The sequence below is a fragment of the Gordonia sp. B8661-1 genome, assembly GCF_059427765.1.
In genome coordinates this window covers 6,634-25,258 of sequence record NZ_JCAHRL010000002.1, presented here as the reverse complement: position 1 = coordinate 25,258, position 18,625 = coordinate 6,634, and the positions used below count along the sequence as shown (strand labels likewise).

The window sequence follows — 18,625 nt, the reverse complement described above, 5'->3', positions numbered from 1 at the left end:
ATCGCGATGGGCGCCCCCGACGCGGTGCGCAGGTAGCCCGACCGCAGCACGCGCTGATGGGCGACGAGTTGGTGGGCCGCGTCGCAGAGACGTCCGGCGTCGACCGCACCGTGCAGATCGATGACGCCCTGCGTCACATAGACGTCCACGTCACCGGAGTCGGCGAGCTCGGCCTGATAGAACAGGCCCCGCTGCAGTGGTGACAACGGCCAGATGTCGGCACCGGGATAGCGGTCGGCGAGATCGTCGATCTCGGCCTGGTCGATGCCGGCGGCCGCGACATCCGACGGGCTGAGCCCCGGATCCCCCACGGCCTCCACGTGGTCGGCGATCTCTGCGAGCATAGCCACGAAGTCCGCTGCCAGTCCGTCGACCAGGCTTTCGGTGAGAACCGCGCCGGGCGCACTGAATTCGACGTCGAGCACCGGCCCGTCGGGTCCGGGCACGGTGTTGATGTTCACCGCCAGCTCGGCGGTGGCGATCATCGACCCGGAGACGGTGCCCGGCAGACGCGGAGCATCGATGACCGGCGCGAAGGCCGTCACCTCGGCGCCGCTGTCCCCCGATCCCGTTGCGCCACCCAGGAAGTTGAAGGTGATCGGCGGGAGGGGACGTGCCGCCAACTCGGTGGCGCCCGACAGGTAACGCAGTGCGCCGAAGGCGATTCCGTCGTCGGGGCGTTCGGCGATGGCCTCCTTGGTGGCCTTCACGATCGCACCGATCGGCGCGGCCGGATCGATCGACACCGTGAACGGCGACACCGCGGTGAACCAGCCGACGGTGCGCGACAGATCCGCGCCGGGCGCCAGCGTTTCGTCGCGGCCGTGTCCCTCGAGCAGGATCGTCACCGGCGTGACCGTGTCCTCGTGCTCCGCGTGGCGACGCGCGACCGAGAGCGCCAACGCGGCGAGCATGATGTCGTCGGCTCCGGTGCGGAAGGCCGTGGCGACCCGCCCGAGCACGGCGGACGTGAGATCGGTGGGCAGCCGGAAGGTCTGCGATACGACGGTCGACTGCCGATCACGGTCGCGGTCCATCGGCCCGCCGAGCCGCGACGGCCGTGCGGGCAGATGCCGAAGCCAGAGCGGGATCTCGTCGGACCGGCTCGCGGGCAGTTCGTCGAGGACGGCGGCCCAGCGACGCATGGACGTCCCGGTCGCCGACAATTCGATGGGCTGCCCCGCGCTCCGCTGAGCCCAGCCGACCGCCAGATCCGTGACGATGGTCCGCCAGGACACCGCGTCGACGGCCAGGTGATGGACGGCGAGCACCAGATGACCGGCCGCTCCCCCGTCCTCGCGGACGGCCACCGCATGCACCATGCGGCCCGCTGCCGGGTTGAGGCGGGACAGGGCATGTGCGTGTGCGGCACGCAGCACCGCATCACGGTCCCCCGTGGGCCGCAGCGGATCGCTCGGCAGCCATTCGGTGAGCGCATGCGCGACATCCACGGATTCGCCTGCGCGCATGACCCATTCGCCGTCGGCATGAGTCAGGCTCGACGCCAGCATCGGATGGTGGTCGAGGATCGCCCCGAACACCGCGGTCAGCGAGTTCTCGTCGACCTCGGACGGCAGCGCGAGCACCAGAGCCTGCGAGTAGTCGGCGATCTCACGCAGCGCGATCACCGGTTCGTCGTCGGCATGTTCCAGCATCCAGTGCACAGTCGGTGTGATCGTGACATCGCCCGTAGCGCCGCCGGGCAACTCCGCCAGCCCGGTCACCTCGCGCGCCGCGATACCGGCCAGTCCACGAACGGTCTTGTGCTCGAAGATGTCCCGCGGCCCGATGGCGAAGCCCGCGGCACGCAGCAGCGCCGACAGCTGGATCGACATGATGGAGTCGCCGCCCAGCGCGAAGAACGAGTCGGTGACGCCGACCCGGTCGACACCCAGGACACCGGCGACGATGCCGGCGATCTGCCGCTCGCGATCCGAAGCCGGTGCCTGATCCGCGCGTGCCGCGTCCGGCAGGTCGTGACCGAAATCCGGTGCGGGCAGGGCACGCCGATCCAGTTTGCCCGCACTGCCGAGCGGCAGCGCGTCGAGGATCGTCCACACCGTGGGCCGCATGTACTGCGGAAGTGCTTCGGCGACGGCGCGCCGGGCGGCGGCCACATCCACGGTCGCCGGTGCCAGATACGCGACGAGATGTTCGGCACCGGCATCGGTGGTGGCGACCGTCGCGGCGGCGTGGACGACACCGGGCACCGCGGACAACACCGACTCGATCTCGCCGAGTTCGATCCGCTGGCCGCGCAGTTTCACCTGGAAGTCGGTGCGCCCCAGGTATTCCAGTTCACCCTGACTGTTCCAGCGCACCAGGTCGCCGGTCCGGTACAACCGTGCGCCGTCGGTGCTGTAGGGGTCCGCGACGAACCGGTCGGCGGTCAGGTCGGCGCGCGCCGCGTAGCCGCGGGCCACCTGTACGCCGCCGAGGTACAGCTCCCCGGGAACACCGACCGGGGTCACCGACAGTCGCGAATCCAGGACCAGGGTGCGGGTGTTCCAGACTGGCCTGCCGATCGGCACGATGTCGCCCACCTGGTCGAGCGCCTGATGAGCGACCTCGACGGCGGCCTCCGTGGGGCCGAACAGATCGTGCAATCCGGCGTGCGGGAACGCCTTCCGGGTGGCGCCGGCCACCGCGGGCGACAGTGCCTCACCGGAGCAGAAGACGAAGCGCACACCGTCGAGTGCCGCCAGCCTGCGATCGTCGACCACGTCGAGGAAGACCGCGAGCATCGACGGCACGAAGTGCACCGAGGTGACGGCGTGGCGCGCGAGTGCGTCGGCCAGATAGTCCGGATCGGTGTGGCCGTCATGGCGGGCGACGAACAGCCGCGCCCCCGCCATCAGCGGTGCGAAGAGTTCCGGCACCGACACGTCAAAGGTGTACGGCGTCTTCAGGATCACCGTGTCGGCGGTGGTGAGCGCAAATGTCTCCAGGCCCCAGCGCAGACGGTTGAGCACCGAGCGCTGGCTGACGGTCACGCCCTTGGGGCGACCGGTGGAGCCGGAGGTGAAGATCGTGTACGCGGCGTGATCCGGCCGAAGCGGAGCACGGCGATCGTCGTCGGTCACGGGCGCGAGAACCACTGCGGGCAGCGACCCGGACGTGTCGACGACGAGCCGGGGCACGTCGCCGATCTCCGCGAGGGCGCCCGGCAGCGTGCCGGGACCCACGAGAACCGCGGCCGCTCCGGCGATCTCGACCATGTAGGCCGCGCGATCCGCGGGTGCGTCCGGATCGATCGGGACGTACTGGGCCCCGGACGCGAGCACCGCGTGGATCGCGACGACCATCTCCACCGAACGCGGAATGCACACGGCCACAGCCACATCGGGTCCCGCACCCAGCTCGATGAGTCGGCGCGCGAGGATCGAGACCCACCCGGCGAACTCCGCGTGATCGACGATCCGGTCGTCGGTGACCAGTGCGGGTGCCGCCGGATTCCGCTGCGCGAATTCAGTGAGCGCATCGGGCAGGGTCTGAGTGGGCAGATCCACGACCGGCCCGGTGGCGGCATCGACCAGTACCGCGGTCTGCGCGTCGTCCAGGATCGGGAGATCGCCGACGACCGGATCGTCGCCGGTGTCCGCGGTCGCCGCCACGGCGGAGAGCAGACGGGTGAACACATCGGCGATCCGCGCGGCCCCGGTGTGATCGAAAAGATCTGCGGCATAGACGATCTTGCCGCTCATCGCACCGTCCTCCGCGGTGGAGACCCCGACGGTCAGATCGAATTTCGCGGCGTCGGCACCCGGATCCTCGACGGCGATACTCAGGTCGCCCAGCGCCACCGGCCCGATCGGGCTCTGGTCGGCCACCAGCAGCACCTGCGCGAGTGGTTCGAAGGACTCCGAACGCACGGGATCGAGGGCCTCGACGAGTCGCTCGAACGGCAGATCCGCGTGGGCGAACGCGTCGAGGTCGGCGTCGCGGACCTGCGTGAGAAGCTCGGACACCGTGACATCGGCGGGCACGTCGGCCCGCAACACCAGGGTGTTGACGAACATGCCGACGAGATCGTCGAGCGCGGCGTCGCCACGGCCGGCCACCGGTGTGGCGACGGCGATGTCGGTGGTCGCGGTCAAACGCGCCAGCGCGGCGGCGAGCACCGCGTGCACCACCATGAAGGTCGTTGCGCCGCGGTCGCGGGCGATCCGTTGGATCCCCCGTCCCACCTCGGCCGGTACCGCGTATTCGACGGTGCCACTGCGCATCGACGCCACCGCGGGCCGCGGGTGATCCAGTGGCAGTTCGAGAACGTCGGGAAGACCCCGGAGACGGGTCGTCCAGTGATCCAACTGACGCGACATCTCGGAGTCCGGATCGCCGGGGTCACCGAGGAAGTCACGTTGTGCGAGTGCGTAATCCGCGTACTGGATCGGCAGCTCCGACCATTCCGGCCGATGTCCCTCCACGCGTGCCGAATACGCGAGCGCGAGGTCGCGCGCGAGCACCGGGCCGGATGCGCCGTCGGCGGCGATGTGATGCGCGACAACGACCAGCAGGTGTTCGCGGTCGCTCAGGGAGACGAGCCGTGCCCGGATCGGCAACTGACGACGGACATCGAAGCCGCGCCGCAGGATCTCGCGGGCCTCCGGCTCACTGTCGGCAACCGCGAAGTCGAGCAACGGGACACTCTCGCTCTCCGCGAGGATCTCCTGGTACGGCGTTCCGTTCGCGTCCGCGGGATAGCGGGTACGAAGCACCTCATGACGGCCGGTCACATCGGCGAACGCCGACGCCATCGCATCGGCGTCCACCGCGCCGGTCAGACGCAGCAGTACCGGGATGTTGTACGACGCCGACGCCGGGAGCGAACCGAGCGGATCGGATGCGACCGAGGCGGTGTCGAATTGGTTGATGAACCACATCCGTTGCTGCGCAAAGGACAGCGGCAGCGGGTCCGGGCGGCCGCGCGGCGTGTAGTCCGGGCGGCGTACTCCCCCGCCCGAGCCGGTGAGTCCGAGATGGGCGACGAGTTCCCGGACACTCGGGTGATCGAAGAGCACGCGGACCGGGACATCGACATCGAGTGCCGCGGCGACACGCGCCACCACCCGGGTGGCCGACAGCGAGTTGCCGCCGACTTCGAAGAAACTGTCGGTGACCGACACCTGCTCCACGCCGAGCACCGTCGCGAAGACCTCGGCCACCGACTCCTCGGCCGCCGACTCCGCTGCCACGAATTCGCCTGCGCTGAACTCCGGTTCGGGGAGCGCGCGGCGATCCAGCTTGCCCGCCGAGTTGAGCGGGATGTCGTCGAGCACCATCCACACCGACGGCCGCATGTACTCCGGCAGCGACTGCGACACCGCCTCCCGCAGCACGGTTTCACTCGGCCCGCTCACACTCGGCCCGCTCGCTCCGCTCCCGGCGCCGGGCCCATTCGGCCCGCTCGCTCCGCTCCCGGCGCCGGCCACATAAGCGACCAGGTGTTGGCTGCCATCCGGCCGGGTGACGACCGTCGCCGCGGCGTGCACCACCCCGTCGATGTCGGCGATCGCCGCCTCGATCTCCCCCAGTTCGATCCGCTGACCACGCAGCTTCACCTGGAAGTCGGTGCGCCCCAGATACTCCAGATCACCGTCGGCGTTGCGGCGCACCAGGTCGCCGGTCCGGTACAGGCGCGCACCGGCCGGACCGAAAGGATCCGCGACGAAGCGTTCGGCGGTCAGATCCGGCCGTGCCGCATAACCGCGGGCCAGTTGCACACCACCGACATACAGCTCCCCCGCCACGCCGACGGGCACCTCGTGGAGGCGTGCATCGAGCACATAGGCGGTCGAATTCCACACCGGCACACCGATCGGCACCGTCGGCGCATCGGCGTCGACGGCCCCGAGCGCCTGGTAGGTGATTTCCACCGCGGCCTCGGTGGGCCCGTACAGGTTGTAGAACAGGACATCTGGCTGCAGTTCGCGCAGTTCCGCCGCCACAGCGGGCGGCAGGGCCTCGCCGGTGGTGGAGACGATGCGCAACGACGTCAGCTCCCGGACCCGTTGCGCCCCGGCCACTTCGAGGAACACCGACAACATCGACGGCACGAAGTGAACCATCGTGACCTGATGGGCCGCGATCCGATCGGCCAGCGCGACCGGGTCGAGGTGCACCTCCGGCCCCAGCACCAGCAGCCGTGAACCGGCCATCAGCGGTCCGAAGAACTCCGCGACCGAACAGTCGAAGGTGTACGGCGTCTTGAGCGCCACCGTGTCGGAGGCGTCGATGGGCAATTCGTCGAGGCCCCAGCGCAACCGGTTGACGACCGCTCGATGCGACAGGGTCACACCCTTGGGGCGGCCCGTGGAACCGGAGGTGAAAATCGTATAGGCCGCATGATCGGGATGGAGTGGCGCGAGCCGCTCCGCATCGGTGATCGGGCGTGCCGCCTCGGCGCTCCTCGCCACACCGGAGTCGACGACGTGCAGGGCGCCGCGGCTGTGACGACCCGGCTCGCTCGCTCCGATCTCGGCGACGGCCGCGGGCACGTCACCCGGAGCCACGAGAATCAGTTCGGCACCGGCGGTCTCGAGCATGTAGGCCACGCGGTCGGCGGGGGCGGCGATGTCGACGGGCACGTACTGGCCGCCTGCCGTGACGATCGCATGCAGGGCGACGACCATCTCGACCGATCGCGGCATACACACCGCGACGGCGACATCCGGGCCGACGCCGAGTCCGATCAGGTCCCGCGCCAGGCCGTTGACCTGCGCGGCGAACTCCCGATAGGTGAGAGTACGGTCATCGGTGACCAGAGCGACCGCGTCCGGGGTCCGTTCCGCTTGTGCGGCAACGGCTTCGGGGACGGTCCGGTCGGCAACCGGAACATCGGGCCCGGTGGTGACGGACGGTTGTGCCGGGTCCAGGATCTCGATGTCGCCGACGGCCAGGGCGGGATCGCCGATCGCGGCGCGCAGGGTCCGCTCGAACATCGCGACGAAGGCGTCGATCGTGGCGCGGTCGAAGAGATCGGTGGCGTATTCGATGACACCCGACAGTCCCGACGCCGACTCTGCGGCTCCCGGCCCCTGGATGAAGGTGATCGCCAGGTCATGATCGGTGAGATCCCGGTACTGCTCCAGCAATTCGGCATCCACGCCACCGAGATCGAAACGGGCGTTCTGCGCATCCTGCAGGAGCAGCAGCACCTGGAAGATCGGCGAATGCGCGGTGCTGCGCGTCGGCTGGACGTGGTCGACGATCATGTCGAACGGGATGTCGGCGTTGCCCAGTGCGGTCAGGTCACGGTCGCGGACCTCCTCGACGAGGGCCGCGAACCCGGCCGCCGGATCCACCTGCGTGCGCAGCACGACCGTGTTCATGAACATGCCGACCAAATGATCGAGCGCGCGGTCGCCACGCCCCGCATAGGGGGTACCGATCACGATGTCGCGATCACCGGTGATGCGATGCAGCAGCAGAACCCAGGCCGCATGCAGCACCATGAAGAGCGACACGTTGCGGGCGGCCGCGAACCGGGTCACCGCGGCGAGCAGGTCGGCATCCACACCGAAGGTCACCGCCCCGGCACGGTTGCTGGGTACCGGCGGTCTCGGCCGATCGGTCGGCAGCGCAATGAGTTCCGGTGCGCCGGAAAGGTTCTCGGACCAGAACCGCAACTGCTCGCCGGCGATGGACCGCGGGTCGTCCGGGTCGCCGAGCAATGTCTGCTGCCACAGCGTGTAGTCGACGTACTGCACATCCAGCGCAGGCCACTCGGGCGCCGCGCCGCCCTGCCGGGCCGCGTACGCGGTCATCAGATCCCGCGCCAGCGGGGTGAGTGATCCACCGTCACTGATGACGTGGTGTGTCACGAGCACGAACAGGTGATCGTCCGTCCCGGTCTCCAGGAGCCGGGCACGGATCGGCGGAGCCGCCTGCAGATCGAATCCCGTGCCCACGGCGACACCGAGCGCATCCTCGATGCTCGCGTCCGCCGAGGCGGTGACCGGCGGGTCGACCACGATGTCGGGACGATAGGAGCCTGCCTCCAGAACCTCCTGGGCGGGCACGCCGTCGACGGCCGGGAATCGCGTCCGGAGGACCTCGTGCCTGCCGATCACATCCTCGAGTGCCCCGTGCAGCGCGGCCGGATCGAGAGCACCGCGGAACCGCAGGACCAGCGGGATGTTGTAGACGTGGCTGCCGGGATCGAGTTCGGCGAGGAACCAGATCCGGCGCTGCGCATAGGACAGCGGGATGTGATCGGGGCGCGGGACGGGCACCAGTTCCGGGCGGTGCACCCGCTGCCGATCGGCGATGCGTACGGCCAGATCCCGCACCGTGGGCGCCTCGAAGATGTCGCGGACCGTCATCACGAGGTCCAGCTCGTCGGCACACCGTGCCGAGATCTGCGCGGCGACAAGCGAATTGCCGCCCATGTCGAACAACGAGGTGACCGCGCTGACCCGGTCGACGTCGAGCACCGCGGCGAAGACGCCTGCGATCTGTTCCTCGAGGTCACCACTGGGCGGCTCGTAGGCGGTGACGACCGCCGCGGGTACCGGCAGGGCGGCACGGTCGAGTTTGCCGTTCACGTTGAGCGGCAGACGATCCAGCACCATGATGACGTCGGGCACCATGTAGTCCGGGACGCGCGCGGCGGTCGCGGCGCGCACCTCCGCGACATCGAGATCGCCGCCGTCCGACGCGGCACCGACGACGTAGCCGACCATCTGCTCGGGCTGATCGTCGCGCTGCTTGATGGCTGCCGCGGCCGCGTCCACACCCGGCGCCGTCAGCAGCGCGGCCTCCACCTCGCCCAGCTCGATACGGAATCCGCGCAGCTTCACCTGCGCGTCGCTGCGGCCGAGATACTCCATGGCGTCGCCACGGGGGATCACCACGTCGCCCGTGCGATACATCCGGCCACCGGCCGGATCGAACGGGTCGGCGACGAATCGCGTTGCGTTCAGGGCGAATCGGCCGAGGTAGCCGCGCGCGACCTGTCCGCCCGCGATGTACAGCTCACCGGGCACGCCGTCGGGCACCGGCGCCAGTCGCTGATCGAGGACGTGGACGCGGGTGCCGGGAATCGGGCCGCCGATGTCGGATGCCAGGGATGCGCTGACGAGATCGACGGTCAGCTCCCGCCGCGTCATGTACACGGTCGCCTCGGTGGGCCCGTACATGTTGTTCAGTGACGGCCCGTCGTTGCCGTCGAACTCGGCGCGGTCGGCCTGCCACCGCCGCACCTGTTCGAAGTCGAGCGCCTCGCCGACGAAGATCATGTAGCGGATCGACTGTGCGAGTTGACCGTTCGCGGGCGGTCGCACCGCGGCGGCGAGCTGGTAGAAGGCCGACGGTGTCAGGTTGACGACGGTCACCTGCTCGCGCTGCAGCACCTCGACGAAATCCGCGGGCGAACGGGTGGTGTAGAAGTCGAGCACGACGAGGCGTCCACCGAAGATCAGGGACACCCAGATCTCGCCGACCGACACGTCGAAGGCGTAGGACTGGAACATCGTCCACACGTCGTCGGCGGTGAAGTCGTACATCTCCGACATCGACCGGAGCAGCGTGATCACGTCGTCGTGGGTGACGACCACGCCCTTGGGCTTGCCGGTGGATCCCGACGTGTACATCACATATGCCGGGTGATCACCATCGATGTGATCGGGGATCGCCCCCGTACCGACCTCGCGGCCACGGGCCTCGACCTCGGCCACGGTGGCCAGCGGGACACCCAGCTCCGCCCAGCTGCCGACCGTCTCGTCGTCGGCAAGGATCTGGACCGGGCGGGCATCGTCGACGATGGCCTGTAGACGATCGATCGGGTGGGACCGGTCCAGCGGCAGGTAGGCGGCGCCGGACTTCACGACACCCAGCAGCGCGACGATCAGTTCGGCGTCACGCGGCAATGCCACACCGACGAGCTTCTCCGGGCCGGCCCCCGCGGCGATCAGGCCCGCCGCCACCGCGTCGGACCGCGCATCGAGTTCGGCGTAGGTCAGCGCCCGGCCGGTTCGATTCGGCCCGCTCGCTTCGCTCCCGGCGCCGGGCTCGTCCACCACGGCCGTACGGTCGGCGAACCGCCGGGCGGTCACCCGGAACAGGCCGGGCAGCGAACCCCAGTCGAGGGTGCCCGTGGCGTCCTCGGCGGCCGAGCGGATCGCCGCGACCGTCCGCTGGGTGCGGGCCGCGACGTCGGCGGGCGCCAGGTCCGCCCGGGGCAGCAGCCCGGTGATCGTCGCCGCCACCGCCGCCTCGGTGTCGATCCCGCGCGCCGACAGCATGTCCGCGGTCGCCTCGGCGCGCCGATGGAGGTCCGCGAAGGAGACGGGACCGTTGGCACCGTCGAGCGCGGGCGCATCCGGTGCCACGGCGGCGGCCGCGCCGATCAACTGCAGCGTCGACGGACGTCTACCCCACGCAGGGGCGACGCCGTTCGAATCCGAACCGGTCGGTGTCACGGGCGTCCGGGCCCCTTCACCACGACCGCGTCGGAGGAATCGGCACCCGGCGACCGCTCCGGAGCGAGGGCGGTCGCGCGGCGGCGCAACTCACCGAGGACGGCATCGAGAGCGTCGGGCCCGGAGGCCGCGAGATCAGGGACGCTACTCATCAAGGCCATGGTAAGCGCTGAGTCCGGGTCCTCTGCCGGGAGTGCCGCCGACATGGCCGAACACATCGCGTCGAGCTCGCCGAAGGACATCACGAAATCGTCCTGCTCCACGGCGGGGGCGTCGGCGTCCGCCGCGGTCGCCGCGGTCACCAGCTCGGGCAGTGGCCGTGACGGAGCCTCGATGTCACCGGTCTGCGCGTCGCCGACCGCGGCGATCGTCTGCAGGGCGATGTCGCCGACAACGCATGACGGCTCGGCGACGATCGCCTCCAGCACCCGCACGTACCAGTCGGCGAAGCGTCGTACGCTGCGCTCGTCGAACAGGTCGGTGGAGTACAGCAGCTGCCCCTTGATGGCACCGTCCTCGGTGACTCCCGACGGATCCTGCGGGAACAGCGTCAGCTGCAGATCGACCTTCGCCGACACCAGTTGCTCGTCCTCCGGGGCAATGGTCAGGCCGGCCAGTTCGAGGGTCGGGAAGTCGATGTTCTGGAACGCGAACATCAACTGGAACAGGGGATTGAACGACGTCGGTGTGGCATCGAGGACCTCGGACACGATCGACTCGAACGCGACGTCGGCGTGCGCCATGTCCATCAGGTCGTCGGTGCGCACGCGATCGAGCAGCGACGCGAAGCTCTCCCCCACGTCCACCCGGGTCCGCAGCGGCAGGGTGTTAACGAACATGCCGACCACATTGTCGAGCGCGGCGTCGCCGCGGCCCGCATAGGGCGTGCCGATCACCACGTCGCCGCGTCCGGTGATGCGCGTGGCCAGCACCGCGAACGCCGCGTGCGTGACCATGAACAGCGTGGTGTTGCTGGTGCGCGCGACCGCTTCGAGCCCGCGGACCAAGTCGGCCGGGAGGCGGAAGTCGACGACGGCCCCGGCGAAGGACGGCGTCCGCGGGCGCGCACGGTCGGCGGGCAGTTCGATCTGCTCGGGCGCACCCGACAACCGGTCACGCCAATACCCCAGCTGACGCTGCTCCTCGGTGACCCCGTCGTCGTCGGCGGCACCGAGCTTCTCGGCCTGCCACAACGCGAAGTCGGCGTACTGGACGGGCAGCGGGGGCCAGCTCGGTGCCGCCCCCTGATGCCGTGCGGCGTACGCGGTCATCAGGTCACGCGCGAGTGGAGCCATGGACGAGCCGTCGGCGCTGATGTGATGCACGACGAAGACCAGGATGTGATCGTCGGCGCCGGCGCGCAGCACCGCCACGCGCAGCGGCGGACTGCCGACGACATCGAATCCCTCGCCGGTCACCCGGGCGATCGCATCCCGCGGATCGCCGTCGAGATCGGTCACGCGCAGGTTCAGTTCATCGAGGAGGTCGGTCACCGGCACGATCACCTGGACGGGTGTGCCGTTCACCATCGGATAGGTGGTCCGCAACGACTCGTGGCGGGTCACCAGATCGGCGATCGCGGCGCGCAGAGCCGCCGTGTCGAGCTCGCCGGTCATCCGGAGTGCCAGCGCCACATTGTAATTCGCGGATTCCGGGTCGGCGCGGTTGAGCAGCCACATACCGCGCTGCAGCCCGGAGACCGGGACCATCGCCGCCCGGCTGCGCGCCGTCAGCGCCGGCGCGCTGCGGCCGGCCACCGAGGTCGTCAGGTGTGCCGCGAAAGCAGCGGCGCTCGGCTTCTCGAAGAGATCCTTCACCGACACGGCGCGATCGAGCAGCGCCGACAGCCGCGACGTCACCTTGGTGGCCGAGAGCGAGTTGCCGCCCAGCGTGAAGAAACCGTCGTGGACGCTGATCGCGTTCAGCCCCAGCACCTCCGCGAAGACATCGGCGACGATGACCTCCATCTCGGTGCGGGGCGCGACGAATTCGGTGGACATGCTGAAGTCCACAGGGGGCAGCGCCTCGCGGTCGATCTTGCCGACCGGGGTGAGCCGGAACGCGTCGACGATCAGAACGGTGTGCGGCAACAGATGTCCGGGCACCTGATCGGCGGCAAAGTCGATGATCGCCTCCGGGGCCACCGACGATCCGTCGGCGACGGTCACATAGGAGACCAGCACGGTCTCCCCGGCGGGCCCCGGCACACCGATGCTGATCGCATTGGTGATCTCCGGGTGATCCATCAGCACGGCATCGAGTTCACCGGGCTCCACGCGCTGTCCGCGGATCTTCAGCTGGAAGTCGGTGCGCCCGTGGTAGATCAGGTCGCCGGCGGCCGACCGGGAGACCCGGTCACCGGTGCGATACATGCGGGCACCGTTGTCGCCGAAGGGATTGGCGACGAAGCGGGTCGAGGTCAGGCCGGAGCGCCCCTGGTAGCCGCGCGCCACCTGGATACCGGTCAGGTACAGCTCACCGGGGACACCGTCGGGCACGGGCCGCAGCATGCGATCGAGTACCAGGGTGCCCACGCCGGGCAGTGCGGGACCGATCGTCATGGGGTCGCCGGGGCGCATCGGTCCGGCCACCGTGGACCAGATCGTGACCTCCGTCGGACCGTAGAGGTTGAAGAACGCGCGCCGGCCCGTCGCGAACCGGTGGATCAACTCGGGCGGGCAGGCCTCGCCGGCGCTTCCGACGACCCGAAGCGTGGGCAGTGCGGCCGGATCGAGCGTCCCCAGAGCCGAGGGCGTCATGACCGTGTGGGTGACACCGCCGTCGGCGATGACGCGTTCGAGGTCGGTGTCGGCGTAGACGTCCACCGGGCTGATCACCAGCCGGCCGCCCGCGCACAGACCCATGATCATCTCGAAGATCGACAGGTCGAAACTCGGTGACGCCACATGGAGTACCCGGCTGTCGGTGTCGACGTCGAGCAGCCGGATCTGGTTGTTGACCAGGTTGGCCAGGCCGTGGTGGCTGACCGCGGTCGCCTTCGGACGGCCGGTGGAGCCGGAGGTGAAGATCAGGTACGCGAGGTCGCCGAGGGTGGGGACCGTGGTCAGCTCCCGATCGAGGATGCGGGCCCCGCTGTGACCGGCGAGTCGCAGTTCGACGGCCTCGTCGTCCACGGCCAGCCACTCGATGTCGCCGACGGTGTCCCCGGCGAGTTCGGCGACGGTGAGGCCGAGTACCGGCTCGACGTCGGTGACCATGTCGGCGCGACGCGCGGCCGGATGCCGCGGATCGACGTTGACGAAGGCCGCTCCGGTCTTGATCACCGCGACGATCGCGTAGACCGAGTGCACCGACCGCGGAATGCTCACGGCCACCAGGCTTCCCGGGCCGACTCCACGATCGATGAGTTCACGCGCCAGCTGATTGGTCCGGGCATCGAAGACCGCCCACGTCACCGTGGAGTCGGGACCGACCAGTGCGGGAGCACTGTGGTCGGCACGCGCCGCACCCGCCGCGAGCAGGTCGCGGAACGACTCCGGCATCACCGGTGACAGCGGGCGACGCGTGAGGGCGGCGACCCGATCCGGCGCGAGGAGGTCGATCCGGCCGATGTACCCGTCCGGGCCGGCCACCATGGCGCGCAGCGTGGCGAGTACCTCCTCGCCGAGGGCGGCCACCGTCGAGTGGTCGAAAAGATCTGTGGCGTAGGAGATCTCGATGTCCGCATCGGTGTCGGCCAGATGCGGATGCTCGGTCATCGTCACGGCGAGGTCGTACTTGGCCGAGGGCACCCGGGCATCGATCAGCGCGTCCCGCGCCACCACTGCGCCCTGTGCGTCCGACTTCAGCATCGTCAGCGCCACCTGGAACAGCGGCGCGTAGGCGGACGACCGCTGCGGCGACACGATGTCCACCACCCGTTCGAAGGGCAGATGCGCATGCGCGAGCGCGCGGCTGCGGGCGTGATGGGCGTCGAGCAGCAACTCGCGGGTCGTCGCCGACGCGGGCACCGGAGTGCGCAGCACCACGGTGTTGACGAACATGCCGACGAGGTCGGTGGTCTGCGGGTCGTCGCGGCCCGCCACCGCGGTGCCGATCGCCACGTCGTCGGAATCGGCGCGACGACCCAGCACGGTCGCGAGCGCGGCGTGCACCACGGTGAACGGGGTGACCGCCACCGTTCGCGCGAGCGCGTGAATCCCGGAGACGAGTTCGGATTCGACGGAGAGGTCCACATAGCCGCCGCGGCCGGTGGCGACGGCCGGTCGCGGACGATCCGTCGGCAGGTTGAGCAGCTCGGGCAGTCCGGCCAATTCGTCGGCCCAGAAAGCGGATTCGGTGGCCTGCAGCGGCGTGGGGTCGTCGGCGCTGCCGAGCATCGCATGCTGCCAGCAGGCGAAGTCCGCGTAGCGGATCGGCAGGTCGGGCCAGTCCGGTTGTTCACCTCGACGACGGGATGCGTAGGCCCACAGCAGATCCCGCAGGAGCGGCGCGAGGGAGAAACCGTCGGCGGCGATGTGGTGGAGCACCATGACGGCGACGTAACCCTCGGCGTCGGCGAGCAGGGCCCACCGGAAGCCGACCTCGTCGACGAGATCGAATCCACCGGCCGCCTCGGCGGCGACCGCATCGAGGATCGGGCCGTCGACGCGGCGCACCGAAACGTCGAGGGAGGTGTCGAGCGCATCCGTCGGCAGGATCTCCTGGACCGGTTCGCCTTCCACCGAGGGATACCGGGTCCGCAGGGTCTCGTGTCGTTCGACCACGTCCCGGACCGCGGCGCGCAGTGCATCCAGGTCGACGTCGGTGCCCAGCCGCACGGCTCCGGGCATGTTGTAGGTCGCCGAGGCCGGATCCATCCGGTTGACGAACCACAGCCGGGTCTGGGCGTGCGACAACGGAATCGGGTCGGGTCCCGACCCGGCGAGGCCGGACCGCAGAACGGGAAGGCTCTCGGCGGACTCGGGTACGGCACGTCCGGCCATCTCGGCGATGTCCGCACTGTCGAACACGTCGGCCAGACGCAGCGAGAGTCCGTGGTCGATCCGGGCGCGCGAGACCAGTCGCGCGGCCATCAGGGAGTCCCCGCCGATGCTGAAGAGGTTGTCGTGCAACCCGATACGGTCCCGGTCCAGCAGTTCCCCGATGAGGCGGGCGAGGATCGTCTCGGTCTGCGACGTGGGGGCGGCGAAGGCCGCGGCCTCCATGGGAGCCGGTTCGGGCAGTGCCGCGCGGTCGAGCTTGCCCGCGGAATTGACGGGGAATTCGTCGAGGATCACGACTGCCGACGGCACCATATGCGACGGCAGGTGCCGTCGGCACGCGGCCAGCACGGTCTGCGGGGTGATGGCCTGCGCGTCGGCCTCCGGTGCGTCGGGGGTGTCGGCGCGAACATAGGCGACCAGACTCGGCGTACCCGCCTCGGTCCGCGCGACCACGGCCACGGCGCCCACCTGCGGCAGCTCGCCGATGACCGATTCGATCTCGCCCAGTTCCACCCGCTGGCCGCGGATCTTGATCTGGAAGTCGGTGCGCCCCAGGTACTCCAGCTCCGGTGCACCCTGCCCGTCCGCATGCCAGCGGACCATGTCGCCGGTGCGGTACATGCGGGCACCGGGCGTCCCGTACGGGTCGGCAACGAAACGGTCGGCGGTCAGATCCGGCTGTCCGACATAGCCCCGCGCGAGCTGCGCGCCGGTCAGGTACAGCTCACCGGCCACGCCGACAGGCACCGGACGCAACCGCGCGTCGAGAACGTGGACGGCGGTGTTCGCCACCGGCCGGCCGATGGGGACCGGCCCCGCGCCCGCGACGACCCGATGCGACGTCACGTCGACGGCCGCCTCGGTCGGTCCGTAGAGATTGATCAGCTCCAGATCCCCCGCGGCGGCGACCTTGTCGGCGAGTCCACGACTCAGCGCCTCACCCGAGGAGAACACCCGGCGGACCGTCGCACCGAAAATCGAGGTCTCACTACCGGTTCCGGCTCCGGCCGACCGCGTCCTCGCGTCGGCGGCATGAGCGCGCACATCGAGGAAGGTGTCGAGCATGGACGGCACGAAATGCAGGGTGGTCACGCCGGCGGCGTCGATGAGACCGGCGAGATAGTCGGGATCGCGGTGTCCGTCCGGGCGCGCGATGACCATCCGGGCCCCGGTGCGCAAGGGCCAGAACAACTCCCACACCGACACGTCGAAGGTGATCGGGGTCTTGTAGAGCACCGCGTCGGTGGCGTCAATCGGGTGATCATCCTGCATCCACGCCAGGCGATTGAGAATCGCGTGATGATCGACCTCGACGCCCTTGGGGGTGCCGGTCGACCCGGAGGTGAAGATGACATACGCGGGCAGCGCCCCGCCGGACTGCCGGGTGGACAGACCGTCGAAGCTCTCGCCCGCCGGCCGTGCGGCGGCCCGCGCCAGGTACTCGGCGTCGATGACCACCTCGGCGCCCACGGTGTAGGCGATCAGTGCGCGGCGGCGTGCGGGCTGGCCGGGATCGACGGGCACGTAGGCGGCCCCGGCGGTGAGGATCGCGTAGACCGCACACACCTGCTCGACGCCCCGGGGAAGGGACACGACGACCCGGTGACCGGGCCGGATGCCGTCGGCACGCAGCCGTCCGGCCAATCGACTTCGCAGCGTGTCGAATTCGGCATAGGTCCAGCTGCGGTCCCCGTCCTCGACGGCCACCGCGTCCGGCGTCCGGTGCACCTGGGCCTCGAAGGCGTCGAGGAGGTGGTCGTCGTCGCGGGGCGCGACCGAAGGGCCGGCGCCCAGGGCCGTCAGCTCGGCGGCCTCGTCGCCGAACAGCAGATCCACCTGACCGACCGGCACATCGGTGTCGGCGAGCAGGCGGTCGAGCAGCGTGAGGAAGCGACGGAGATGACGCTCGAGATCGTCGCGGCGGTACAGGCCCGGGTTGCCGTGCAGGTCCACGACCAGCCGCTCCCCCGGCCCCGCGCGGTACAGGTTGATGCGCAGGTCTTCGAGGATGCCCGAGGACAGGATGTGGTAATCGACACGGCCACCGGCGATCTCGAGCGGCTTGTCGAAGAACATCATGTTCACGATCGGACCGAAGGAGGCGGTGTTGGACTCCCGCATGCCGGCGTCGATCCGGATGTCCTCGAAGCGATACCGCTGGTGACGCAGCGCGCCGGTCATCTCCAGCTGCACCTGCCGTACCAGATCGGCCGTGCTCTGCGCGCCGACATCGTGCGCGACGATCGGCAGCATGTTGGAGACCATTCCGCTGGCGCGCTTGATGCGGGCGGTGGCCCGGCCGGTCACCGGCAGGCTCAGGACGGTGTCGTCGGTCCCGGTCATCCGCGCCAGGTAGGCGGTGAAGGCCGCGGTCAGCAGCACCGCGGGCGACGTGCCCAACTGCGTGGCGGCGTCGTCGATACGCTGCTGACGCCGGTCGTCGAGGCGCTCGCCGGCCACCACGTTGACGGGCGTGAGCCCGGCGATGACGGCGGTGTCGGCCAGGCTGGCGCGTTCGGGCAGATTCGCGGCGCGCTCGGCCCAGTGCTCGCGGTCGGAGTCGCGGCGTGTGCTGCGTGCGTACGCCTCGTCGTCGGCGACGAGTTCGGCGAGGTCGGCCCGCGGCTTCTGCGACAGTTCGGTACCGGTGATCTCCGCGCTGTAGCGCGCCAGCGCCTCCTGGACCGAGGTGAGCGCGGCGAAGCCGTCGATGGCGATGTGGTGGCCGCGCAGGTACCAGAAGACCCGGTCGTCGGCGATGCGCAGCAGCGAGGACACCACCAGCGGTTCCGTCCGCAGGTCGACCGCGCGCTGATAGTCGGCGGCCATCCAGGCCTGGGCAGCTGCCTCGGGGTCGGCGTCGCCGCGCAGGTCGACGATGCGTACGCGGAAGTCGATCGACGGGTCGACGACCTGCATCGGTACGCCGTCGACCTCGATGATGCGGGTGAACGCCGACTGCAGATCCCATGCGGTGTCCCGGACGATCCGGGCAAAGCGGTCGACGTCAAGTGACGAACCGGGGTCGTCGGTGATGTCGAGGTAGTGCGCGACGATCACCGAGTAGTCCGGTGAGAGGTTCTCCGCGAACCACATACCGCGTTGCGCCGCGGTCAGGGGAATCGCCGGGGTATCAGTCGCGCCGGACTCGGCCGAGGGCGAATCGGGAGTCGATGGAGACGGGTGCGTTTCCGAGGGCGTCAGGTCAGGTGAATCCGCCGAACCCGCGGAACGCTGGTCCGCGTCGATCGAGTCCAT

The 18,625-nt window shown here is 69.8% G+C and carries 2 protein-coding genes (1 of these 2 cut by a window edge); both read right to left on the bottom strand.

Going from position 1 to position 18,625, the window contains the following annotated elements; genetic code table 11:
- Nucleotides 1-10,421, bottom strand: partial view of a non-ribosomal peptide synthase/polyketide synthase gene (locus tag AC4JJG_RS04115; RefSeq protein WP_495405743.1) — the start only. Its footprint begins 43,681 nt before the window's first position; only the first 10,421 of its 54,102 coding nucleotides appear in the window; it begins with the start codon at nucleotides 10,419-10,421; its stop codon lies beyond the left edge, outside the window.
- On the bottom strand, nucleotides 10,418-18,625 hold the full coding sequence (locus AC4JJG_RS04110) for an amino acid adenylation domain-containing protein (RefSeq protein ID WP_495399663.1): 8,208 nt from the start codon (nucleotides 18,623-18,625) through the stop codon (nucleotides 10,418-10,420). The genes AC4JJG_RS04115 and AC4JJG_RS04110 overlap by 4 nt, the downstream gene beginning before the upstream one ends.